The sequence below is a fragment of the Pseudomonas sp. NFPP12 genome (genome assembly GCF_900103205.1).
Classification (GTDB): domain Bacteria; phylum Pseudomonadota; class Gammaproteobacteria; order Pseudomonadales; family Pseudomonadaceae; genus Aquipseudomonas; species Aquipseudomonas protegens.
Window position 1 is genome coordinate 829,607 of the sequence record NZ_FMWW01000001.1, and the last position, 22,546, is coordinate 852,152.

Here is a 22,546-nt window from a genome sequence, read left to right on the forward strand (position 1 = left end):
TTGTGGTGTTCAGGGTTTCTGGCCCGGGTTATGCAGCACACGGAGCAATGCTCCCGGCTTGTGCATCCCTGGCTACGGCGTGGTACAGCTGCAAGGCCTTGGCGGCAAGGGATGGCAGGGGAGAACGGCTTTCTCGATCCGGCGGCAAAGGTGGGCGTGCGATGAAACGTCTTTGTGCAATGTTACTGATCTGCCTGCTCAGCAGCCTGCTTTCGGTGCAGGCCGCCCCTGGGCCGCATCCGCACTGGAGCGTGGGCTTTCACGAGATGAGTTTTCTCGACCCTCTGGACCGGCAACCGATGCGCGCCATCGCCTTCTACCCGTCTACCGGTATCGAGCACGGCAGCCAGCTTGAGGGCTATCAGATCGCTGCCTCGCGGGATGCCAAGATCGCCATCGGCCGCTTCCCGATGCTGATGCTGTCCCACGGTAACACCGGCACCCCCCTGGCCCTGCATGACCTGGCCACCTCTCTGGCACGCAAGGGCTTTGTCGTGGTGGCGGTGATTCACCCCGGCGACAACTCCAAGGACCACAGCCGTCTGGGTACCCTGAGCAATCTGTACGGGCGGCCGATCCAGATTTCCGAAGCCATCACCGCAACCCTCGGCGACCCGATGCTGTCGCCCTTCGTCAATGCCGACCAGGTGGGGGTGATCGGCTATTCCGCCGGTGGCGAGACCGCGTTGATTCTCTCCGGCGCCACGCCGGACCTGGACCGCTTGCGGCGCTACTGCCAGGAGCGCCCCAATGATCGGGATGCCTGCAACACCCAGGGCGAACTGATCGTCGACCGCGACGACCTGCAACCGGTGGCCGACCCCCGGGTGCATGCCTTGATGCTGCTGGCCCCCCTGAGCCTCAAGTTCGGCCGCCAGACCCTGGCCGGGGTGCATGTGCCGGTGCTGCTCTACAGTGGTGATGGCGACAAGTTGGTGGCGCTGGACAAGAACGCCGCGGCCCTGGCGCGCAAATTGCCGGTGGCCCCGGACTTCAAGCTGCTGGCCGGCGCCGGGCATTTCGTGTTCATGGCGCCTTGCTCCGCGCAGCAGATGGCCGCGATGCCCGCGCTGTGCACCGATGCCGACGGCGTCGACCGTGAAGACATCCACCGCAACCTGATTCTCGAAGCCGGCAACTTCTTCGCCCATACCCTGGGCCGGCCAAGCCGGGCCGGGATGCAGACCGCCGATCAATGACTCAGGCGCCGGCCCGGCGCTTGAGCATCAGGGTCAGGCCCAGGCCGGTCAGCGAGAGCAGGGCGGCGCAGAAGAAAATCCACGAATACCCCAGGTTCAACGCCACCGCGCCCATCAACGGCCCGGCGATGGCCAGTGCCAGGTCGAAAAACACCGCATAGGCGCTCAAACCTGCGCCACGGCTGCTGTTGGGCACTTGCTTGATGGCCTCCACTCCCAGGGCCGGGTACACCAGCGACAGGCCGAAGCCGGTCAACCCGGCCCCCACCAGGGCCCAGCCGGTGGAGGGCGCCAGCCACAGCAGGGCCAGGCCCAGGGTTTCGACGCACATGCAGGCGATGGCCGAACGAAAGCCGCCGAAACGGCTGATGCAGGAGATGAACAGCAGCCGCGAAAAGATAAAGCACACGCCGAACACCGTCAGGCAATAGGCCGCGCCGGTCCAGCCGCGGCTGAGGTAGAACAAGGTGATGAAGGTGGTCAGGGTGCCGTAGCCGATGGAGGCCAGGCTCAGGCTGGCGCCAAAGGGCGCAATACGCCCGAACACGGCCCAGAACGGCAGGCGCTCGCCGCGAATCACCGGCACCGAGGGTTTGTTGCGGATCAGCAGCAACGCCAGGATTGCCAGGATCGACAAGGCGATGCCGAGGCTGACGAAACCGTATTGCTGGACCATCAGCACCCCCAACGGTGCACCAATGGCGATAGCGCCGTAGGAGGCAATGCCGTTCCAGGAAATAGAGCGCGCGGTGTGCTCCGCGCCGACCTGGCCCATGCACCAACTGATGGTGCCGACCCCGATCAGGCCCTGGGCCACCCCCAGCAGCAGGCGCCCGCCCAGCAGCACGGCGAGACTCAGCAGTGGCCACTGGACGAGCAGCACCGAAACCAGGGTCAGCACCCCGCTGAGGAGAATCCCCAGCAAGCCGTAGATGATCGAACGCTTGGTGCCCACGGTGTCCGACATTCTCCCGGCCATGGGCCGGCTGAGCAGGGTGGCCAGGTATTGCGCGCCAATGGTCAGCCCGGCGACCACCGCGCTGAAGCCCAGCTGTTCGTGGACATAACCCGGCAACACCGCGATCGGCAGGCCGATGCAAAGGAAGGCAATAAAGGTATAGAAGACGATGGAGACGATCTGCAGGGTGATCGCCATGGAGCTTTGAGCGGGCGTTTGTGGCTCGGGCATGAAGGCTCGTTCGCGGGCGGCGGTTAGAGGCCTGCATCATCGCGTGCCGTGAACATAAAAGAAAGCAGGCTAACTATCTATTCCCCGCACCCGGTAGGCGCTGGCAGAAGCGGTACAAGTCTTGCGGGCCTGTTCGCCGGCAAGCCGGCTCCTACAGAGGCCTGTGGGTTCGTGCAGGAACTGGCTTGCCAGCGAAGGCGTCCGCTGGGTGATGCAAGGCTGGCGAGCCTTTTCGTCGGCAAGCCGGCACCTGCGAGCGAGGGGGCATACAAAAAAGCCCCGTCACACTGGACGGGGCTTTTTTGTTGTCGCTTACCGCTTGCCGCTGTCTTTAGAACATCACGCCCTGGCTGCGCAGGTAGTCGTCGTAGGTGCCGCTGAAGTCGGTCACGCCGCTTGGGCTCAACTCGATGATGCGGGTGGCCAGGGACGATACGAACTCACGGTCGTGGCTGACGAAGATCAGGGTGCCCGGGTAGTTCTCCAGGGCCAGGTTAAGCGCCTCGATGGATTCCATGTCCAGGTGGTTGGTCGGTTCGTCCATCACCAGCACGTTGGGCTTTTGCAGGATCAACTTGCCGAACAGCATGCGGCCTTGCTCACCACCGGAAATCACCTTCACCGACTTGAGGATCTCGTCGTTGGAGAACAGCATCCGGCCCAGGGTGCCGCGGATCATCTGTTCGCCCTGGGTCCACTGGCCCATCCAGTCGAACAGGCTGACGTCGTCTTCGAAGTCATGGGCGTGGTCCTGGGCGTAGTAGCCCAGCTCCGCGCTTTCGGTCCACTTCACTGTGCCGGCGTCCGGGGTCAGCTCGCCCACCAGGGTGCGCAGCAGAGTGGTCTTGCCGATGCCGTTGGGGCCGATGATCGCTACGCGCTCGCCGGCTTCGACGGTGAAGCTGAAGTTCTGGAACAGGGTCTTGCCGTCGAAACCCTTGGACATGCGCTCCAGGGTCACCGCCTGGCGGTGCAGTTTCTTGGTCTGTTCGAAGCGGATGAACGGGCTGACGCGGCTCGACGGCTTGACTTCGGCCAGCTGGATCTTGTCGATCTGCTTGGCCCGGGATGTGGCCTGCTTGGCTTTCGAGGCGTTGGCCGAGAAGCGGCTGACGAAGGTCTGCAGTTCGGCGATCTGGGCTTTCTTCTTGGCGTTGTCCGACAGCAGCTGCTCGCGGGACTGGGTCGCGGCGATCATGTATTCGTCGTAGTTGCCCGGGAACAGGCGCAGTTCGCCGTAGTCCAGGTCGGCCATGTGGGTGCAGACACTGTTGAGGAAGTGCCGGTCGTGGGAAATGATGATCATGGTGCTGTTACGCGCCGTGAGGATGTTTTCCAGCCAGCGGATGGTGTTGATGTCCAGGTGGTTGGTCGGTTCGTCCAGCAGCAGCACTTCCGGATCGGAGAACAGCGCCTGGGCCAGCAGAACTCGCAGTTTCCAGCCTGGCGCGACTTCGGTCATCGGGCCGAAATGCTGTTCCAGGGGAATGCCCAGGCCCAGCAGCAGCTCACCGGCGCGGGACTCGGCGGTGTAGCCGTCCATCTCGGCGAATTCGGTTTCCAGCTCGGCCACGGCCATGCCGTCTTCTTCTGTCATTTCCGGCAGCGAGTAGATGCGATCGCGCTCGGCCTTGACCTTCCACAGCTCCTCGTGGCCCATGATCACGGTGTCGATCACGGTGAATTCTTCGTAGGCGAACTGGTCCTGGCGCAGCTTGCCCAGGCGCACGTTCGGTTCCAGCATGACCTGGCCGCCGGACGGCTCGAGGTCGCCACCGAGGATTTTCATGAAGGTCGACTTGCCGCAACCGTTGGCGCCGATCAGGCCGTAGCGGTTGCCGCCGTTGAACTTGACCGAAACGTTCTCGAACAGCGGCTTGGCGCCGAACTGCATGGTGATGTTAGCTGTGGAGATCAATTACTTACCTACCAATGTTTTAGCGCCGACCTTAAATCCACAGGGCGCGATCTGGAGCCTTCCAGGTCGGACCGGTATGGGTGTGGAACTGAGCCAGCGGGCGTACGTCGAGCGCAACATTCCGGCCAACAGGCCAGGTTGCTGAGCGAAGAGTGCGGGGTGCATGTTGAAATTTGTGCGCATTGTCGCATATGTAAACGAGCAGTTGTATGACACAGGGGCAGGGATTTTAGCGTGGGCAGACGATGCTCAACCCCTGCCGGGCATGGCAGCCGCTTCCAGCAGGTCGTTCAGGAAGTGCTGCAATTGCGCCGCTGCCGCGGCCGGCGCGGCCTGGAGCAGGCAGTGGGGCGCCTCGATCTCCACCAGCCGGGCGTCGCTGCGCAGCTGCCGGACCAGGGCCGAAGCCGATGGGGGCACCAAGCGATCCTGGCGGGCCCGCAGGTACAGCAGCGGCACCCGGCTGGCAGCCAGGGCCTGGCGCACATCCACGGCGAGCACCGCCTGCAACCGGGCCTGCAGTACCTTCGGCGCCACCTGGGCGATCGCCGCCGCCAGTGCCTGACGCAGTGCCGGGGTGGAAAAGCCGCCCAGCAGCAGGGCATCCATGGGCCAGAACGGCAGGCGCTGCACCGGCAGAACCTTGAGCAGGGGCTGCAAAGGCGCAAGGCGCGGGCGCGGATTGCGTACAAAGCTGCTGCACAGCACCAGGCCCATCAGCCCTTCGGGATTGCGGGCGGCCACACTCACCGCCACCGGGCCGGAAAAGGACTCGCCCAACAGGATGAATCGCCGGTTCGTCGGCAGTTGCGCCGTCACCCGCTCCACCAGGGCCGGGTAGCCCAGGGGCTGATCGCCGGGATAATGCAAGACCTGTACCGGCCAATGCTGGTCCAGGGCCTGGAGCAGCGGTTCGAACAGGGTGCCGGTGCCATCCATGCCCGGCAGCAGCACCAGGGTTGGTGGGAGATTGGGGTCGATCAAGTCGGGAATCCTTGCCGAAGAGGAGAGGGCAGCGGCGCGCAGGATACCTCGACAAGGCCCGGCAACACAGTCGCTTGCGGGTCGCTACCGGCACCGAGCGGCGTTTGTTGAGCTCAATCAACAGCCGGCGCAATACCCGCATCTTTCAACGAAAGGAGCGCAGCTTTTAACAAATATGAGTTAACCATTGGTTACAAACTGTGGCTAAAATGCCAGCCGACGGCCAGATGCCGAGGGTCGAACCTGCGACGAAGAGCGTCGCCGGTTACGCTTTTTTCAACTCAGACGCTGCAATTTGCCTTTGGCCTTCCGGGCTTTCAGAGGCGCAGCATGTTCTCTTCTGACGTGTGACGATTTCCGTGAAACTCATCATTGCCGCTGTATACGTTTTATCCATTGCGTACGTACACCTGCGGGGGCGCGTGCGCCATAAACTGGGCCGCCAGCTCAGCGATCACTCGACCTTCCTGGCGCCCATCAACTGCTTCCTCTATCTGTTCTCCAAGTACCCCAACCGGCCGTACCTGGACCCGGCCGACTTCCCGGAGATGAACAAGCTGCAGGAACACTGGGAAGAGATCCGTGCCGAAGGCCAGAGCCTGCTGCAGGCCGGCGAGATCAAGCGCTCGGACCAGTACAACGATGTGGGTTTCAACTCCTTCTTCAAGACCGGCTGGAAACGCTTCTACCTGAAGTGGTACGGCGACAGCCACCCTTCGGCGATGAAGCTGTGCCCACGCACCACCGAGCTGGTGCAGAGCATCGGTTCGATCAAGGCTGCGATGTTCGCCGAGCTGCCGCCAGGTTCGCGCCTGGTTCGTCACCGCGACCCTTATGCCGGTTCCTATCGCTACCACCTGGGTCTTTCCACGCCGAACAACGAAGGCTGCTTCATCGAGGTCGACGGTGAGCGTTATCACTGGCGCGACGGCGAAGCGGTGATGTTCGACGAGACCTACATCCACTACGCGGAAAACACCACCGAGCAGAACCGCATCATTCTGTTCTGCGATGTCGAGCGGCCGATGAAGTACCGCTGGGCCGCCGCGTTCAATGGCTGGTTCAGCCGTACGGTGATGTCCGCCGCCGGCGCGCCCAACGATGCCGGTGACAAGACCGGTGGCCTGAACCGTGCCTTCAACAAGCTGTACAAGATCCGCCTGCGGGGCAAAGAACTGAAAAAGCGCAACCGCACGCGCTACTACCTGGAAAAGTGGGCGATCTTCGCTGCACTGCTGTTGCTGTTCATCTACATCTGACGTTGCACCCCCGCGGTGTAGGAGCGGGCTTGCCGGCGAACGCATCCTCGAGCCAGAGGCATGGCCAAAGGGCCCGTTCGCAGGCCAGCCAGCGCTTGCAGATGAAGGCACGGTGGATACCGGGTGTTACATGTTCTGAAGGATTATTTAGTTAACAAAGCCGAACCCTGGGCGTAGCGTGGAATCGAATTCGATACCTTGTCGCTCCTCAGGAGGCTTTTCATGAACGGTCTGGCTCGCGGGTTTGCCGCACTCATCGCGCTGGTTTTGACCAGCGGCGCCGCCTGGGCTGGCGCCCCTGAAGCACCTCCCACCCATCAACTCCCCCTGCAATTGGCGCAGAACCTGCCCAGCAGCGGCAACAACGACCGCTACAGCAACCCCATCCGTCGCGCCAACCCCAACAGCATGCAGGGCACCCAGCCCAGCAGCCCGCCCGTGCGCGGCCCCAGCACCGCTCCGACCGGTCGCCCGCCAACCCTTGAGAACGGTGGCATCGGCAATGGCTACCCGCGTGGCGCGGTGCAACGACCCAACCCTGATCCCCGGGTGCAAAGCCCCCGCGACAGCGATCCCGGCAACCGGCGCTGAAGCACTGTCCTGCCACCCTGGCGGCAGGTGCGAAACCTGCTACCGAGGATTTTCTCGATCGACAAAAGGAAGCGAGCATGTTGCGTAAAACCCTTATCGCCACCTTGTGCTCCAGCGTCTTGCTGGGCAGTGCCGTGCCCGCCATGGCCGCCACACCCCAGGCTTTTCCCAGTGAGCAGGGCACGCTGAGCCTGACTCCGGTGGCCGCCGGCCTTGACCATCCCTGGGCCCTGGCATTCCTGCCGGACCGCCAGGGCATTCTGGTGACCGAGCGCCCGGGCAACCTGCGGCTGGTCGGCGCGGACGGCAAGCTTTCGGCGCCCCTGAGCGGGGTACCCAAGGTCTGGGCCAAGGGCCAGGGCGGCTTGCTGGATGTGGCGCTGTCGCCGGACTTCAAGCAGGACCGCATGGTGTATCTGTCCTATGCCGAAGGTGGCGGCGAGGGCGGGACTGCCGGCACCGCCGTGGGCCGTGGCCGTTTGAGCGATGACCTGAGCGGGCTCAAGGATTTCCAGGTGATCTTCCGGCAGGAACCCAAGCTGTCCACGGGCAATCACTTCGGGTCGCGGCTGGTGTTCGACCGCGACGGCTACCTGTTCGTGACCCTGGGTGAAAACAACGACCGGCCCACCGCCCAGGACCTGGACAAGCTCCAGGGCAAGATCGTGCGCCTGTACCCGGATGGTCGGGTGCCGGATGACAACCCTTTCGTCGGCCAGGCCGGGGTGCGCCCGGAGATCTGGAGCTACGGCCACCGCAACCCCCAGGGGGCGGCGCTCAACCCCTGGAGCGGCACCCTCTGGGAGAACGAACACGGGCCCAAGGGTGGCGACGAGATCAATATCATCGAGCGCGGCAAGAACTACGGCTGGCCTCTGGCGACCCACGGCATCAACTATTCCGGCCAGCCGATCCCCGAGGCAGTGGGCCAGACCGCGCCCGGCACCGTGGCGCCGCACCATGTGTGGGAGAAGTCCCCCGGCATCAGCGGCATGGCCTTCTATGACAGCGACCGCTTCAAGCCCTGGCAGCACAACGTGTTCATTGGCGCCCTGGCCAGCCAGGAGTTGATCCGGCTGCAGTTCAACGGTGATCGGGTCGAGCACGAGGAACGCCTGCTGGGCGGGCTCAAGGCGCGTATTCGTGATGTGCGCCAGGGCCCGGACGGCTACCTCTACATCCTCACCGACGAGGACCAGGGCACGCTGTACAAAGTCGGCCTGCAATAGCCCCGGGCTCCCTTGCAGGCGTCGACAGGGGCCGCGCAAGGCTGCGGGCCTCTTCACCGGCAAGCCGGCTCCTACGGGTGGGCGCGCGGGGGGAAGAGGATCACCGCGGCGCGCAGTTTGCTGCTGCCGAAACTGCACATCTTGGCGAACTCGCCGTGACTCACCGGCAGGTGCTGGCAGTCCAGGGGCTGGCGGTGCTGGCTGTGGTCGACATCCGGGTCGTGGAGGTAGACGAAGTCCTGGTCGCAGTCGGTGACTATCACCCAGTGCGGCGCCTTGGAGCGGGTCAGGCGATAGCTGCTGATCAGCACCAGGGGCTGGCCGCCTTCACGCAACAGGCCGGGCAGGTCCAGCGGCCCGCCGAGCACCTGCTGCACTTCGCTGGCATCCAGTTCCTTGCAGAACTCATCGTGGACCAGGCGCATGACGTCCTTTTTATGTTCGTCGCGCACGCCGTTGAGAAACAGCGGCCCGCTGCTGTTGACCTGCAAGCGCACGGCAAAACCGCGGCGCCAGGCCGCCAGGGCCAGGCCCTGGGGGCTGCAGCCACCATGGCCCGAGGTCATGAAGACGGTGGTGGCTTCACGCCAGATCTGCAGTTCCTCCCGACGCTCCAGGGGCCGTGAAGGTTGCAGGGCGCCCATGGCCATCAGCAGGCAGGCGGGGCCGCAGGTGAAGTCGGTGGTCTGTTGGTAATAGGGCACGCGGATGCTGCGGGTCTCGCGGTGCTGGAGGATGCGTTTTTCCAGGCGCAGGGCGTCGGCGTGGTCCTGGTAATAGTCGGGGACCAGGGCGAAACGCCGGTAGCCGTTGCGCTCGTACAAGGCGATGGCCGCAGGGTTGTCGGTGCGCACCTCCAGGCGCAGGTAGGCGCAGTCATGGGCCAGGGCACAGGCCTCCATGCGTTGCAGCAGGCGCTTGCCCAGCCCCAGGCCCCGGGCGCTTTCGGCGATGGCCAGGGAATACAGGCGCGCCAGGGAGGTGCCGCGATGAAACAGCACCAGGGCATACCCCAGCACCTGCGCCTGCTGTTCGGCCACCAGCAGCTGCCCATGGGCGCGGCTGATCATCCACTGGAAGCTGCGCGGGGTCAGCCGGTCGCTGGTGAAACATTGTTCCTCCAGCGCCACCAGCGCCGGCAAGTCCTCGAGGGTTGCAGTGCGAAAGACAAGATCCATATGACCGCCGTAAAAGTTGCGTAATGAAACGAGACTTCAAAAAAAGTTCGTGCTTAATAGAAAGGGTCAGGTTCTTCAGCGAGAGCGAACTTTATGTCAGCGGTACAAGGTCATTGGCGAGAAGTATCCGGGCAAAGTTTGCCGGCGACAATCACTTCCTCAACTAATATTGCCCGGTTGGACAAAACCTCAAGCCAGGTAATCATTATTGTCGAACGCAAGGAAGACTGGGCCTCGTACTTTCCCAGCGACGACATCCTCACGGCCCAGGAGTACCTCGAGCACAGCCGCGAAAGCGCGCCCGGCAAGCGCGTCCAGGTGATCAACCTGTGCCGCAGCTACAAGTACCTGGGGCATGGCTACTATTGCTCGCTATTGGCTGAAGCCCGCGGCCACCGGGTGATTCCCTCGGTGCGCACCATCAGCGAACTGACCCGCAAGGCGCTTTACGGGTTGGCCCTGGATGATCTCGACAAGAGCCTGGAAAAGGCCCTGAGCAATCATCTTTACCGCGATACCGAAGGCTTTACGCTGACCCTTTACTTCGGTCGAACTCATATAGAGCCCTTGCAGGAATTGGCTCGGCAATTGTTTGAACTCTTCCCTTGTCCGATCCTGTTAGTTGATTTCAAGCGAACTAACAGTTGGCACATCGAAGGTGTCAAGTCGGGGGCATTGCATAAGTTGCGCGAAGACCAGGAAGATCAGTTCGCCAACTCCCTGGACAGTTTCAGCCGCAAGGTCTGGCGGGTTCCGCGCTCCCGGCAAGTGGCCCGTTATGACTTGGCCATTCTCCATGATCCCCAGGAACTGCTGCCGCCTTCCAACCCTCGGGCGCTGGAGAGTTTCATTCGCGTGGGCAAGGGCCTGGGCATCGATGTGGAACTGATCGAGAAGAAGGACTATTCGCGGCTGGCCGAATATGACGCGCTGCTGATCCGCGAGACCACCAGCGTCGACAACCACACCTACCGTTTTGCCAAGAAGGCCGAGAGCGAAGGGCTGGTGGTGATGGACGACCCGGCGTCGATCCTGCGCTGCACCAACAAGGTCTACCTCAGCGACCTGCTCAAGGGCCATCAGCTGGGCATGCCCGCCACCGAGATTCTCTACAAGGAGCGACCGCAGGATTTCGAACGGGTCGGCGAGCGCCTGGGTTTTCCCCTGGTGCTGAAGATCCCCGACGGCTGTTTTTCCCGCGGAGTGATCAAGGTCGAGAGCCAGCAGGCCTTGATGGAAGCCACTGCCGAGCTGTTCGAGCACTCGGTACTGCTGCTGGCCCAGGAGTTCTTTTACACCGAGTACGACTGGCGCATCGGCGTGCTCAACCGCAAGCCGATCTTTGCCTGCCAGTACTTCATGTCCAAGGGCCATTGGCAGATCTACAACCACAAGGCCAAGGGCCAGGACATCAACGGCGAGTGCCGCACCCTGGCGATCCACGAAGCGCCCCGGGCGGTGGTGGATCTGGCGGTGAAGACCGCCAACCTGATCGGCGACGGCCTGTACGGCGTCGATCTCAAGCAGTCCGGCGACAAGGTGGTGGTGATTGAGGTCAACGACAACCCCAACCTCGACGCCGGCATCGAGGATGCCTACCTGCAGGACGATCTCTATGCCCTGGTGCTGGAGGAGTTTGTCCGCCGCCTGGAGCTCAAGCGGCGCGGCCAGGCCTGGTAGGGGCCTTCATTGCGGTTGCAGGGTCAGCACCTCGAAGCCGTCCCGGGTCACCGCCACCGTGTGTTCCCACTGGGCCGAGAGGCCGTTGTCGCGGGTGACCACGGTCCAGCCATCCTTGAGCCCGCGGACCCGGGCGCTGCCCTGGTTGAGCATCGGCTCGATGGTGAAGACCATGCCCTCGCGCAGCTCCAGGCCGGTACCGGGGCGACCGAAGTGGAGGATTTGCGGCTCTTCGTGCATCTGCCGGCCGATGCCATGGCCGCAGTATTCACGGACAACGCTGTAGCCCTTGGCTTCGGCATGGGCCTGGATGGCATGGCCGATATCGCCCAGCCGGGCGCCGGGGCGCACCACCTTGATCGCCGCCCACATGGCCTCGAAGGTGGTGTCCACCAGGCGCCGGGCCTTGGGCCCGACAGTGCCGATCAGGTACATCTTGCTGGAGTCGGCGATGTAGCCGTTCTTCTCCAGGGTGATGTCGATATTGATGATGTCACCGTCCTTGAGCACGGCCTTGGGGTGGGGCATGCCGTGGCACACCACCTCGTTGATCGAGGTGTTGATGCAGTAGGGGTAGTTGTACTGGCCCTTGCTGGCCGGGCGCGCCTTGAGTTCATGGCGGATCAGGTGTTCCACCGCGGCGTCCAGCTCCAGGGTGGACAGGCCGGGGGCGACAAAACCGTCGAGATAGGTGAACACCTGGGCCAGCAGCCGCCCGGCTTCGCGCATCAGCGCCAGTTGTTCCGGGGTCTTGATCAGGGCCTGGGTCATGCGCGCCCCCTGAGCAGGTCGGGCTTGTTCAGCAACAGTTTGTTGATCAGGTCGTTGTAGGCCAGGTGAGGGTTGAGTTCGGCCAGCAGGCCGATCTTCATCCAGAACTCGGCCTGGGCATTGATCGAGCGGTCCATGGCGGCGCTGGCCACGCGGATCTGCTCGTGCAGTTCATCGGAGATCTTGACGATGCCCATGGGGGGCCTCCCTTGAGGAAATATACGAATCATATATGTTTCGTATATTTGGCTTCAAGCCACGGTGCCCAATGGCAGACGTCGCTGTTCAAGGAGGCCGGGAAAAAAGCGTTGACCGGACCCTGCTGGCGCGAGTAATTTCCAGCCCATGACTTTCCCTGCATATCGTTTCCAGCCAAGCATTATTACCGCCATTCCTTATTGGCGGGCTTGCTGACGACTGCACCCAACCCGCCCTGGAGGCGGGTTTTTTCTCTCTGTCTCCCGGGCTTCGTACACAGCCAGGAGATCCACCATGAGTCGCCCCAGCCGTTCCGCTACCCCCCAGCCCAGTGCCGACATGGCGTTGCTGGAGCGCTACGTGAAGATGATTCTTGCGGCGCCGGTCTACGACCTGGCGATCCGTACGCCGTTGCAGGCGGCGCCGGCGCTGTCCGAGCGGCTGGGCAATCAGATCCTGCTCAAGCGCGAAGACCTGCAACCGACCTTTTCCTTCAAGATCCGTGGCGCCTACAACCGCCTGGCGCACCTCACCCCGGAGCAGAAGCTGCGCGGAGTGGTCACCGCGTCCGCCGGCAATCATGCCCAGGGCGTGGCGCTGGCGGCGCGGGAACTGGGGATCAAGGCAAGCATCGTGATGCCCGCCAGCACCCCGGAACTCAAGGTGCTGGGGGTGCGCAGCCGCGGCGCCGAGGCGATCCTGCATGGCCAGAGCTTTCCCTTCGCCCTGGAGCATGCCCTGGATCTGGCCCAACGCACCGGCAGTACCTTTGTTTCACCCTTTGATGATCCCCATGTGATTGCCGGGCAAGGCACCGTGGCCATGGAGATCCTGCGCCAGCAGCAGGGCGAACTGGACGCGATCTTCGTTCCGGTCGGCGGTGGCGGGCTGATCGCCGGGATCGCCGCCTATGTCAAATACCTACGGCCACAGATCCGCATCGTTGGTGTCGAGTCCGAACATTCCAACTGTCTGCAACAGGCCCTGGCGGCAGGGCAGCGGGTGGTGCTGCCTGAAGTGGGAACCTTTGCCGACGGTGTTGCGGTGGCGCAGATCGGTGAGCATGGTTTCCAGATCTGCCGGCATCACGTGGATCAAGTGATCAGCGTCAGCAACGACCAGTTGTGTGCGGCGATCAAGGACATCTACGACGATACCCGCTCCATCACCGAGCCCTCGGGCGCCCTGGCGGTGGCGGGCATCAAGGAATACGTGGCGCAAAGCGGCGTCCGCGGCCAGACCCTGGTGGCGATCGACTCGGGCGCCAACATCAACTTTGACAGCCTGCGCCACGTCGCCGAACGCGCCGCCCTGAGCAACGCCGCCTTGTAGGAACAGACCTGCCAGCGAAGGCGCCCTGCGCAGCGATGCAAGCTTCACCGGCAAGCCGGCTCCTACGACAGCAGAGGGCGCATGAAGCTGCGTTCGTAGCTGAGGATGAAGCGCTTTTGCACCACCGCCGCTACCAGGGCCACGCTTTCCGGGTCATTGAGGGCGCTCTGGCGGTAGGCTTCGTAGTCCGCCAGGGAAGGAAAGCTGAACAGGCAGTAGGCGATATTGCTGGCACCTTCGGAGGGCAGGAAATAGCCGTGGTGGGTGCCGCCCAGCCGCTTCACCACCGCGATCCAGGCCTTGGAGTAGGCTTCGAACTCGGCCAGTTGGTAGGGGTCGATCACGTATTTGACATGGCAGGTAATCAAGGGAGGCACTCCGGCTGGGGGGATGGCTTATTCCTGGCGGGCGTTTTCTGTCTTGTCCGCGGCGCTCCACAGGCGGTAGCGCACTTCCACGTCCTTGGGCGCGTAGATCACGATCGGCAGCTTGCTGTTGTAGCGCAAGACGAAACCGTCACCGGTCACCGGGACGAAATCCTCGCGGGTCTTGCCGTCGGGGCAGGCCATCCGCGTACTTATCGGGCCGCTGACCTGGTCCAGGCGGTAGTAGGGATAACCCCAGCCTTCGAGGTTCTTCTCTAGCAGTTTGCCGCCCAGGCGCTGCAGGTTGCAGTCCACGGTGAGGGTCTTGCCGGCGAGGATCTCGACCTTGTAGCGGTCTTCGTGCTGTTGCTTGGGCAGGTGGATGACCTGGCGGGTGAAGCCGTCTTCGGCCTTGGGGTAGGGTGCGGTGTCTTCGAGCTTGGCGGCAAAGGCCTGGGCGCAGAGAGCCGAAAGCAGGGTGACGCTGGCAAGGGGGAGCAGACGCATGAAGCCTCCTGGCTGATTGAAAGCGCGATACACCCGTTTGAGTGGGCGCCTTGGGGAAAGTCCGGCCCGGGCATTCTGACCGGCGCCCGAGGCGCAATGCAAACGTCCTGGGTAGCAGGGCATTTTGCAAGGCCAACTGCCTGCTTTCTTGCACTTTGCACGGCTACTCGTACGCCGCGTGCCGATTTCGCAGGGCCCTGTGGCGCTGCCGGCCAGGCACGTTTCCTGCTGCCTTATCAATCAGGCCCGCGATTGAGCAAAACCTTGAAACAAGACCAGTTGCACGCAAATGGAGGGATAGGCCGGCGGCCGGTATGGGCTGGCAGCCAACCAAGCGAAAAAACCCGGTGCTCAGAGCGAAATCGAATTTAGCAGCCTCGGGAAAGCGGCTTAGTCTGTAGCTTGGCTCCGTCTGCAAGGATCAAGACCGGGCCCGGATCACTACCGAACACGGACGTCATTGTTGTCAGGTTGTTTGCCTATTGATTGGCCGTCTCGAACAAAGGAGAGAGTCGCCATGTTTCTATCTGCCCTTGAACTGCGCAATATCATTGAAAGCAGCTTTCTGCCCAAACGCTGCCAATGCACCCTAAGCCCCGACCTGTCGATGACCGTGAAGGTCTTCGGCGACCATCAAACCGACCGGGTCGACCTGGTGGTTACCGGCATCGACGCCTCGCAGCTCAACGGCTGTCGGGAAATCAACGAGCTGATTGCCGAATTGCGCTACGACCTGGCGCACAACCCTCGCCAGGTTGCCCCTCTGCGGCGTGCATTCTAGGCGCCTTCGGGAGTAGGGAATTCAACAGGGGGCCGCCAGGCCGCCGCGAAACCCGGCTTGCCGATCGGCACCGGGCGTGATGAGGGGCCGCAGCGCGGCCCCGCGTGAGTGTGTTGCACAGCCTCAATTATCGGTGATGCACGCATCCGACATCTTTCTGTAGGTGATTTCCTCGGGCTTGCCCTGGTTGTCGATGAACTTCATGTCGGCGGTGATCACTTTGCACTCCTGGGTCGCAGGTTCGGTCATCGAGATCACTTTGCCCACATGCAGCGGCATTCCATAGTGGTAGGGCACGGCGGTGGTGCTGTCTGCCTGGGCCAGGCCACTGAGGGCACTCAACAGCAGGGCGGTGGCAGTCAAACCGATACGCAGGTTCATGGCAATTCTCCGATGCAGGCTACGTCAGTTCCGCGCCAATCAGGCGTTAGAACTTGCCGCGCAGCGCTTCAGATTGTTCTGAGCTAGCGCGGTCAATGACACTTTTAGCCTGACGGATTAATTGCCGATTAAATTGCATAGGGAGCTAATGTTTTTTACAGCTCGCTGTAGGCAATGCGTTGATACCCGGGCAATGCCTGTTGCAGCAGTTGTTCCAGAGACTGCTGCGCCGGCAGGTAATCGTCACCGAAATCACCCTCGGCCAGCTGGGTCGGGTGGGCCACCACTTCAATCACGCCGGGCGGGCGAAAACCTTCCAGCAGGTCCCTGGGCGTGCACACGCTCTGGGCCCCGGCCCCGCACAACCAGCGGATACGCCGGTTGAGCGCGCTCTTGAACAACCGCTTGAGGGGCCCGATGTTGCCCCCCACATTGCGCGCCAGGCGCACCGGCACCCCTTGCTGCGCGGCGAAGCGAGCGACGATGGCTGCCACCGGCCACAGGTTGTGCACGTGCTGGTGGGAGTCGATATGGCTGGGCCGCACACCCTGATCGACACAGCGCTGCCACTGGGCCTGCAACTCCTCGCGCACCGCCTCGGCCGCCGCGGCCGGCAGGCGCAGGGCCGAGCGCCGCAGGTTCAGGTCGAACTGCCCCTGAGGGTCACAGAACAACGGCTGGTGGCGTATCGCCGGGCTCAGTGGCGCGCCGTAGGTGAGGTTGAAATGCAGGCCGATGCGTCCCAGCAAACCGTGCTGCTGGGTCAGTTCACAGGCGTCGTTGAACGCCGGCATGTTGGCCATCAGGGTCGCCGAGCTGATCACCCCTCGCTTGAAGGCGCGCAGGGTCAGCTGGTTGTAGTCCAGGTCGAGACCGAAGTCGTCGGCATTGACGATGACCCGGTGGGCCCGGGCGGCAGTCAGGGGGCGGTTCATGGGCGGGATCCTTGTACGGTGTTGGCCTGGCGCCGTTCGCGCCAGGCCTTGAGGCGCGGCTTGAGCCACTGCCAGATGCGTTCGGCGGTACCGGCCAGCAGCGCTCGCGGGCGCCAGGAATAGAAGCTCCAGCGCTGGTGTTCCACCAGGCCGCTCATGCGTTCATGCAACTGATGGCTGGAGCGGCTGAGGCTGACCCGCGAGGCATCGACCCACTGCCAGCCTTCGTCCAGCCCCCAGCGGATCCACTCATCCAGCAGCAGCCGGCCGCTGCCCAGGTTCTTGTATTGCGCCAGGAAGGCGATGTTGTAGTCGTACAGGCGGCCGCGCTCCAGCAGGCCGAGGCGATAGCTGATGCAACGGCCCTGGTGTTCCAGCATCACCACCCGCACACAACCTTCGGCGGCCAGGCCGCGCAGGGCGCTGGCCATCCATTGCCAGCGCAGCTCCCCGGAGAAGATCCCCAGCCCGTCTGCGCCTTTCCAACTGGCCTGTTCCACCTCGCGGAGCATCTCCAACACCCCGTCCATGCCGTCGGCCTGGGGCGCCATGCGGATCACCCGAGCGTCGATTTCCGCGCAGCGTTTCTTCGCCCGGCGCAGCTCGTAGCGCAAGGTGCCGGTGGCTTCCTCGCGGTCGCTGTCGACAATCAGGTGTTCCGGCGCCCGGCAGCTCAGGGCCTGTTCGCTGTACCAGCTGGCCCGGCGCCAGGGCGCCAGCAGGCGCTCGGCGTCCACCAGTTCATGAAGTTGCAGCAGGTCATGGGGCAGTTGCCGGCGGATCTGCTCCAACACCTCGGGCATGGCGCCTTGCGCCGGGTCCGCGACCAGCAGCGCCAGGCGGTCGCTCAGCGGATGCCCCAGGTGGCGTACCACCTGCAGGCGCAGGCCGGCCCGGGTTTCGCGGCCCAGGGTCAGCGGCAGGCAGAGCACCAGGCGCTGGCCATGCCAGCCCAGGAGGATCTGCAAGTGCCGGTGATCCAGGGCCCGTTCCGCCCCCTGTAGCCAGCTCAAGCGATTGAACGGCGTGGCCTGTGGCACTTGCTGGCGCAGTTGCTCATAGGCCGCCACGGGAAAGTCCTGGGTGCAGAGGCTGGCGCACCATTGCCAACGCAGGCTCACGAACGTTCCTTGTCGATAGGGCTGGAACCGCTGGGCTGCTGTGCCAGGCGCCCGCGGCGCAGGTGGTGCAGGCGTGTCTGGTGGTAGGGCCGGCGGCGGTGGAAGTGCAGGCAGCGCAACAGGCAGTAGACATGCAGGGATTCACCCACTTCCTGGAACCCCAGGCGCATGTGCATCTTCAGCGCCGGCTCGTTGCGCACGTTGACCAGGGCCCGGGTGGCCTTGAAGCCGCGCTCGCGGTATTCGTCCCAAAGCAGCTTCTGCGCCAGGATCACCACCCCCGAGCCGCGATACGGCACCGCGCACTCTCCGGCGAACTGATACAGGCAGCCCGGCGGGATGCGCATCCAGCAGCGGTACAACTGGTCGTCGTAGTAATCGCGCTCGCTGATCCACACCATCATCATCACGTTGCCGTCTTCATCCAGGTGTGCGCTGCCGCGGCTGCCTTTGTTCAGCAGGCCGCGAATGGCCGGCAGTTGTGCCTTGAAGTACTTGTCGAAGGCCGGCAGAAGCTCGCGGGTGATGGGCACCTGGGGCCAGCGGCCGGGGTTGATGGGGCAGGGCACCGGCAAGGCCAGGGAACGTTCCAGGGTCAGCAGTTCCCAGTGGTAATAGAAGAAGCGTTCACGCAGCACCCGCAGGCTGCCACGCAGGCCCTTGCGGCGGATTCTGGCCAACAGGCCGGTCAAGCGACTCATAGGGTTTTCCAGGTCAAGGCAAACAGGGTTTCACCGGGCACCTGCAACTGGGCCCGGCCATTGCTGCACTGCACGGCGGCGGAGCGGCTGTGCCCGTCGGCGCCGAGCAGCTCCAGGCTCGGGCCGGCCTGGCAGATCTGCTCGGCGCCGTCCAGGTCGATGGTTTGTGCGCGCGGGGTCTTGGTCACGCCCAGCAGGCTATGGCGCGGGCCATCGCGCAGTGCCAGGGCATCCACCTCGAAGGCCGGGTTGTCCAGCGCCTGGACCTGCCCCAGCCAGTGCCGCTGGATGAATTGCTGGGCCACGGCCACCGGCTTCAGGCTGAAGCGCTGGGCGTCGTGCTGGGCCAGCATGCCCTTGGGGTACTCGGGCTCATCGGCGGCCTGGAACCAGTTGAGCATATCCAGCAGGCCGTCCTGGGAGGCATTGGCCACCACCGACATCCACCACAGGGCGGCGTAGTGAGTGTCCTGCTGATAGGGGCTCAGGTCCGGGCCGCTGGAGATATTGGTCTGGCTCAGCAACAGCGCCTTGCGCGGCCGGCCCAGGTCATCCAGGCCCACCAAGTCGGCGGCGGCGCGCACGCTGGCGCGGTAGCGGCGGGTGGCCAGCAGGTCGCGGACCATCCACTCGTGCCAGGCCATGGCGTCGATATCGGCGCCGTGGGCCTCCAGCAACTGGCGCGCCCAGTCGATGCCGCGGCGCTGCCCGGCACCGATGCGAAACGGCCCGTCCAGCAGCCGCGAACTGACCGGCATGGCAATGCGCACACCTGCGGCCCGGGCCTCGGGGTTGGCCTTGACGTGTTCCAGCATGCGCCCGAAGTAGCTGGCGAACACGGCGTAGCTGGGGTAGTTGAGGTTGGGTTCGTCGGCGAACGCCAGGTAGTGCAGGCCCAGGTTGCCCAGGCGCACGCTGTCCGCCAGCCAGGCGTCGAGGCCGGCGAAGCTCTGGCTGTCGGCTGCCAGCACCGCCCGGCGCCCGGTGCCCGCCAGCAGGGTGATGTCGCGGTCGATCTTGAACGTTTCGCGGTACAGCCGGCGAAAGCCCAGCTCGCGTTGGGGTTCCTGCTGGATCACATCGACGAAGCTGTAGAAGTTGGCCGCCCGCGGCCCCAGGGCCCGCAGCAGTTCAAAGGTCGACTGCGGCGGCTGGGCATAGGGCAGGGCGATCCCCAGGTGCGGGCTGGGGCCGCGCATCTGCGGCTTGAGGCTCAGCTCGACCCGGCCCGGTGTCCATTGCAGCGGGTGCAACTGGCGCAGGTCCTGGGCGAACAGGTTGGCGGTGCCGTCGAGCCAGAACGCCACCTTGCCCGAGCCGCCCAGGGACAGGCGCCAGACCTCGTCCTGCTGGGCCACCGGCAGCGGGATCTGGTCGAACTGACCGTACTGCGGGTGCTCCACCAGCTTCAGGCGCAGCAACTGGTGGTCACTCAGGCGCGTGGCCTGGAGCACGCTGACCCCACCGTAATACTTGCCCGCCAGTACCGCCTGCTCTCCGGCGGCCACGCGAAAATACAGCTCCACGCCACTGGGCACGTCGGCGCTGAAATGCACCTTGGCCGGTTCGAACTGGGCCCGGGTGGCGCTGTCGTGGCTGACCTTGAAGTTGCGAAAGCTGTAGCCCGGGACCTGCAGCCGGTAGTCGCCCTGGGCCGCGGGCAGTTGGACTTCCCGCTGGCCGTAGGGTTGGTCGGCGCGAATCTCCAGCTGTTGCAGCAACTGGCCGTCCGGGCGCAGCAGGTACAGCTGCTCCTGGTTGGCGTCGCTCTGCCAGGCCGGGCTCCAGCGCAGGTGCAGGGTGTCGCCGGCGTCGGCTTGCAGGTACAGGCTGCCGTCGCGGATATCGCCCCATTGCAGGGGCGCGGCGTGCAGGGCAGTGGTCGCCGAGATCAGCATCAGGGCGAGCAGGGAACAGGGTTTCATTGAAGCCTTTCCTTAGGGCGCAATAACTGGCGCACGTAGACGATGTCTCCAGGTAACAGGATCAGGGTGCGGTACCAGGCCACACCGCTGAGGTGGCAATACAGGCCGAGCATGGCCAGGCTCACCGCGAGGTAGGCGATGGACGAGGCCAGGCCGGCGCCGACGATGCCCAGCGACGGGATCAGCAGCGCATTGAGCGCCAGGTTCAACAGGGCGCCACCGGCCAGCAGCAGCGACAGCGTGCCGGGGCGCTGCTTGCCCAAGAGGTCCAGGCGCAGGATGCTCGCGTAGCACAGGCCGAACAGCCCGGGCAGCAAGGCCAGCAGGGCACCGTAGGCCGGGGCGTAGTCGGCGCCGAACAGGGTGACAATCAGCCACTGGCCGATCAGCGCCATGCACAGGCAGGCGCCGAGCATCACCGTGGCGGTCAGGCGCAGGGCCAGGGCGGTCAGTTGCTCGATGCCCGATCCCTGTTGCAGCAGGCGCTTCATCAGTGGCGTGGTCACCGCCTCGGGAATGATCAGCAGCAGCTCGGCGGCGGCGCTGGCCATGGCGTACCAGCCCAGGGCCGCGGGGTCGAGCAGGGCCCCGATGAACAGGTAGTCCGAACGCAGCATCAATTGTTGCGACAGCACCCCGGGGTGGCTCTGGGCGCTGTAGCGCAGCAGCTTGCCCTGTTCCCCGGCCTGCCAGCGCAGGCCCAGGTCGTGGAAGCGTCGCAACCAGCACCAGCCAACCACCACCACCAGCAAGGTGCCCCCCAGCCAGCTGACCAGGGCCGCCGACAGCGGCTGGTCGCGCCAGATCCACCACAGGCCGACGAACAGCAGCAGCGGCACCAGGGATTCCAGCAGGCGCAGGGCATTGAAGGCTTCGACCCGGCCATCGGCGTTGTGCAGGGTCAGCAGGCCGCTCTTGAGCACGGTGATGGGCACCGCCAGCAACAACAGCCAGGCCAGGTCCCCCAGTTGCAGGCTCAGTTCCCACTGGCTGCCCAGGGTGTTCATCAGCGCCAGCCCGGCCAGGGTCAGCAGGCTGGCCAGCAGGCAGCCGTAGACCAGCACCTGGGTCAGTAGCAGGCCCATGGGCCGCTGGCGCGCGGCTTCATAGCCGACCGCGGTGTTCAGCCCGCCGCTGGTCAGGGCGGCAATCAGTTCCGGCAGGGTGCTGAGCAGGGCGAACAGGCCGCGATCCGCCGGGCCCAGCAAGCGAGCCAGCAGCACGTTGCGCAGCAGCCGCAGGCCGATCATCGCCAGGCGCGTGCCCATGCTCAGGGCCAGGTGCCAGAGGTAGCCGCCGCGCTTCATGCCCGGGCTCCCTGCAGCAGGCGCCAGGCCAGCAAGCCGGGGCGGGCGGCGCTGGCGTGGCTGACGTCGATGCGTGGCAAGGCCAGGAGCGGGTTGCCACTGGCCTCGATCAGCCCGGGGCGGGTGCCCAGGGCGTAGCGATAACCCAGCCCGGCGACGGCGGCGCGCACCTGGGCATTGTGGTCGCCATTGGGGTAGCAATAGACCCCCAGCGGCGCCTGGCAATGGTTCTGCAACGCCTGATGGGAGCGTTGCAGATCCGCTTTCAGCGCGGCCTCGTCAAGGCCGGTGAGAATGGCATGGCTGGCGCCGTGGGGCCCAAAGCGCACCAGTGCCGAACGCTCCAGGCGCTGCACCTGGGCCCAGTCCAGGCTGTGGGGGCCGTGCTCGTTGGGGCAACTGTCGGCCAGGGCCTGGAGGGTGGGCCCGGGCAGGGTCTTCAAGCGTTGCAGGTAGCGCCCCAGGAGCCGGCTGCGGGCGTCGCTGTCACCCGGCTGCAACAGCTCGGCCGCAGGTGCCAGTTGCAGCGCCTGCAACTGTTCCAGCAGCGGCCGGGCCGCGGCGCTTGCGGGCCGCAGCCAGAGCGTTTCGCCGATGGACTCCCACCAGAAGCCCTGGGCGCTGCCGATGAAGTCGGTGGAGAGGAAGATGCTCGCCGGCACCTCGTAGCGCTCCAGCAGCGGGTAGGCCACCTCGGCGTTGTCGCGCCAGCCGTCATCGAAGGTCAGGGCCAGGCGCGGCCGGTCGCCGCCGGGGTATTGCAGCAGGTGATTGAGCGGCACACAGTCGAAATGCCGCCGCAGCCAGCGCAGCAGGTGCTCGAACTGGCGCTGGCCGACGCACAGTGGCGCCCGGTGTGGCCGGCGAGCGGCCTGCTCGTCGGCCAGCACCCGGTGCAGCATCAGCACCACCCCGGCTTCGCTGAGGCGGGCGCGGCCGACGCTGTGCAAGTAGGCGTTGCCCAGCAGGCGCTTGAGGTTGAGTTTGAGGTTCAT

General features: G+C 64.6%; 22 protein-coding genes. 7 read left to right on the forward strand and 15 right to left on the reverse strand.

Going from position 1 to position 22,546, the window contains the following annotated elements; translation table 11 throughout:
* Nucleotides 1–161 precede the first annotated feature (161 nt).
* The gene (locus tag BLS75_RS03610; protein ID WP_072450280.1) at nt 162–1,199 is read left to right on the forward strand and encodes an alpha/beta hydrolase family protein; all 1,038 of its coding nucleotides are present in this window, start codon (nt 162–164) and stop codon (nt 1,197–1,199) included.
* 1 nt (nt 1,200) lies between these two features.
* Here BLS75_RS03610 and BLS75_RS03615 read toward each other — a convergent pair whose 3' ends face one another.
* From BLS75_RS03615 to BLS75_RS03625, 3 genes are all read right to left on the reverse strand, one after another.
* Nucleotides 1,201–2,388, reverse strand: coding sequence for an MFS transporter (locus BLS75_RS03615; RefSeq protein ID WP_072450281.1), 1,188 nt, complete (start codon nt 2,386–2,388; stop codon nt 1,201–1,203).
* Nucleotides 2,389–2,719: 331 nt separating this feature from the next.
* Nucleotides 2,720–4,306 carry an ABC-F family ATPase gene (locus BLS75_RS03620; RefSeq protein ID WP_011061394.1) on the reverse strand — a complete coding sequence of 529 codons (1,587 nt, stop codon included), beginning with the start codon at nt 4,304–4,306 and terminating at the stop codon, nt 2,720–2,722.
* Nucleotides 4,307–4,555: 249 nt separating this feature from the next.
* A complete protein-coding gene (locus tag BLS75_RS03625; protein WP_072450282.1) occupies nt 4,556–5,290 on the reverse strand; it encodes an alpha/beta fold hydrolase in 735 nt (244 codons plus the stop codon).
* A gap of 359 nt (nt 5,291–5,649) precedes the next feature.
* On the opposite strand from BLS75_RS03625, the gene lpxO reads away from it, so the two are divergent.
* The 3 genes from lpxO (at nt 5,650) to BLS75_RS03640 (ending at nt 8,369) form a co-directional block, all read left to right on the forward strand.
* Complete coding sequence (lpxO, locus tag BLS75_RS03630; protein ID WP_011061392.1) at nt 5,650–6,549, forward strand: lipid A hydroxylase LpxO; 900 nt, start codon at nt 5,650–5,652, stop codon at nt 6,547–6,549.
* A 222-nt stretch (nt 6,550–6,771) separates the two neighbouring features.
* Complete coding sequence (locus BLS75_RS03635) at nt 6,772–7,140, forward strand: hypothetical protein (protein ID WP_072450283.1); 369 nt, start codon at nt 6,772–6,774, stop codon at nt 7,138–7,140.
* Between the two features lie 77 nt (nt 7,141–7,217).
* Nucleotides 7,218–8,369 (forward strand): PQQ-dependent sugar dehydrogenase, encoded by a 1,152-nt coding sequence (locus BLS75_RS03640; RefSeq protein ID WP_072450284.1) that lies wholly within the window; start codon nt 7,218–7,220, stop codon nt 8,367–8,369.
* A 71-nt stretch (nt 8,370–8,440) separates the two neighbouring features.
* Here BLS75_RS03640 and BLS75_RS03645 read toward each other — a convergent pair whose 3' ends face one another.
* Nucleotides 8,441–9,547, reverse strand: coding sequence for a GNAT family N-acetyltransferase/peptidase C39 family protein (locus BLS75_RS03645; RefSeq protein WP_019093958.1), 1,107 nt, complete (start codon nt 9,545–9,547; stop codon nt 8,441–8,443).
* Nucleotides 9,548–9,640: 93 nt separating this feature from the next.
* Here BLS75_RS03645 and BLS75_RS03650 point away from each other — a divergent pair, with 93 nt between their 5' ends.
* A complete protein-coding gene (locus BLS75_RS03650; protein WP_015635682.1) occupies nt 9,641–11,227 on the forward strand; it encodes a RimK family alpha-L-glutamate ligase in 1,587 nt (528 codons plus the stop codon).
* Nucleotides 11,228–11,233: 6 nt separating this feature from the next.
* Here the strand turns inward: BLS75_RS03650 and map are convergent, their stop codons facing one another.
* Together map and BLS75_RS03660 are read right to left on the reverse strand one after the other, a co-directional pair.
* Nucleotides 11,234–11,998, reverse strand: coding sequence for a type I methionyl aminopeptidase (gene map, locus BLS75_RS03655; protein WP_011061387.1), 765 nt, complete (start codon nt 11,996–11,998; stop codon nt 11,234–11,236).
* Nucleotides 11,995–12,195, reverse strand: coding sequence for a ParD-like family protein (locus BLS75_RS03660; protein WP_011061386.1), 201 nt, complete (start codon nt 12,193–12,195; stop codon nt 11,995–11,997). Before BLS75_RS03660 ends, map begins: the two co-directional genes overlap by 4 nt.
* A 295-nt stretch (nt 12,196–12,490) precedes the next feature.
* Here BLS75_RS03660 and ilvA point away from each other — a divergent pair, with 295 nt between their 5' ends.
* Entirely contained in the window at nt 12,491–13,528 is a 1,038-nt protein-coding gene (ilvA, locus tag BLS75_RS03665) for a threonine ammonia-lyase, biosynthetic (RefSeq protein WP_015635681.1), read from the forward strand.
* A 62-nt stretch (nt 13,529–13,590) separates the two neighbouring features.
* On the opposite strand, the gene BLS75_RS03670 is transcribed toward ilvA, so the two are convergent.
* A complete protein-coding gene (locus BLS75_RS03670) occupies nt 13,591–13,896 on the reverse strand; it encodes an NIPSNAP family protein (protein ID WP_072450285.1) in 306 nt (101 codons plus the stop codon).
* 27 nt (nt 13,897–13,923) lie between these two features.
* Nucleotides 13,924–14,400 (reverse strand): serine protease inhibitor ecotin, encoded by a 477-nt coding sequence (eco, locus tag BLS75_RS03675; RefSeq protein WP_015635680.1) that lies wholly within the window; start codon nt 14,398–14,400, stop codon nt 13,924–13,926.
* A 517-nt stretch (nt 14,401–14,917) separates the two neighbouring features.
* Between eco and BLS75_RS03680 the strand changes: the two genes are divergently transcribed.
* The gene (locus tag BLS75_RS03680) at nt 14,918–15,181 is read left to right on the forward strand and encodes a DUF1652 domain-containing protein (RefSeq protein WP_011061382.1); all 264 of its coding nucleotides are present in this window, start codon (nt 14,918–14,920) and stop codon (nt 15,179–15,181) included.
* Between the two features lie 123 nt (nt 15,182–15,304).
* Here the strand turns inward: BLS75_RS03680 and BLS75_RS03685 are convergent, their stop codons facing one another.
* The 7 genes from BLS75_RS03685 to BLS75_RS03715 form a co-directional block, all read right to left on the reverse strand.
* Nucleotides 15,305–15,562, reverse strand: a complete 258-nt coding sequence (locus tag BLS75_RS03685) for a DUF2790 domain-containing protein (RefSeq protein ID WP_072450286.1) — start codon at nt 15,560–15,562, stop codon at nt 15,305–15,307.
* Nucleotides 15,563–15,717: 155 nt separating this feature from the next.
* The gene (locus BLS75_RS03690; RefSeq protein ID WP_072450287.1) at nt 15,718–16,497 is read right to left on the reverse strand and encodes a carbohydrate deacetylase; all 780 of its coding nucleotides are present in this window, start codon (nt 16,495–16,497) and stop codon (nt 15,718–15,720) included.
* Nucleotides 16,494–17,618: a GNAT family N-acetyltransferase gene (locus BLS75_RS32710; RefSeq protein ID WP_053151731.1), complete on the reverse strand. Its 1,125-nt coding sequence runs from the start codon at nt 17,616–17,618 to the stop codon at nt 16,494–16,496. The genes BLS75_RS03690 and BLS75_RS32710 overlap by 4 nt, the downstream gene beginning before the upstream one ends.
* Nucleotides 17,615–18,319 carry a GNAT family N-acetyltransferase gene (locus BLS75_RS03700; RefSeq protein WP_072450288.1) on the reverse strand — a complete coding sequence of 235 codons (705 nt, stop codon included), beginning with the start codon at nt 18,317–18,319 and terminating at the stop codon, nt 17,615–17,617. The genes BLS75_RS32710 and BLS75_RS03700 overlap by 4 nt, the downstream gene beginning before the upstream one ends.
* Entirely contained in the window at nt 18,316–20,244 is a 1,929-nt protein-coding gene (locus BLS75_RS03705; protein WP_072450289.1) for a hypothetical protein, read from the reverse strand. Before BLS75_RS03705 ends, BLS75_RS03700 begins: the two co-directional genes overlap by 4 nt.
* The gene (locus BLS75_RS03710) at nt 20,241–21,551 is read right to left on the reverse strand and encodes a lipopolysaccharide biosynthesis protein (protein ID WP_072450290.1); all 1,311 of its coding nucleotides are present in this window, start codon (nt 21,549–21,551) and stop codon (nt 20,241–20,243) included. The genes BLS75_RS03705 and BLS75_RS03710 overlap by 4 nt, the downstream gene beginning before the upstream one ends.
* Nucleotides 21,548–22,546, reverse strand: a complete 999-nt coding sequence (locus tag BLS75_RS03715; RefSeq protein ID WP_053151723.1) for a polysaccharide deacetylase family protein — start codon at nt 22,544–22,546, stop codon at nt 21,548–21,550. The genes BLS75_RS03710 and BLS75_RS03715 overlap by 4 nt, the downstream gene beginning before the upstream one ends.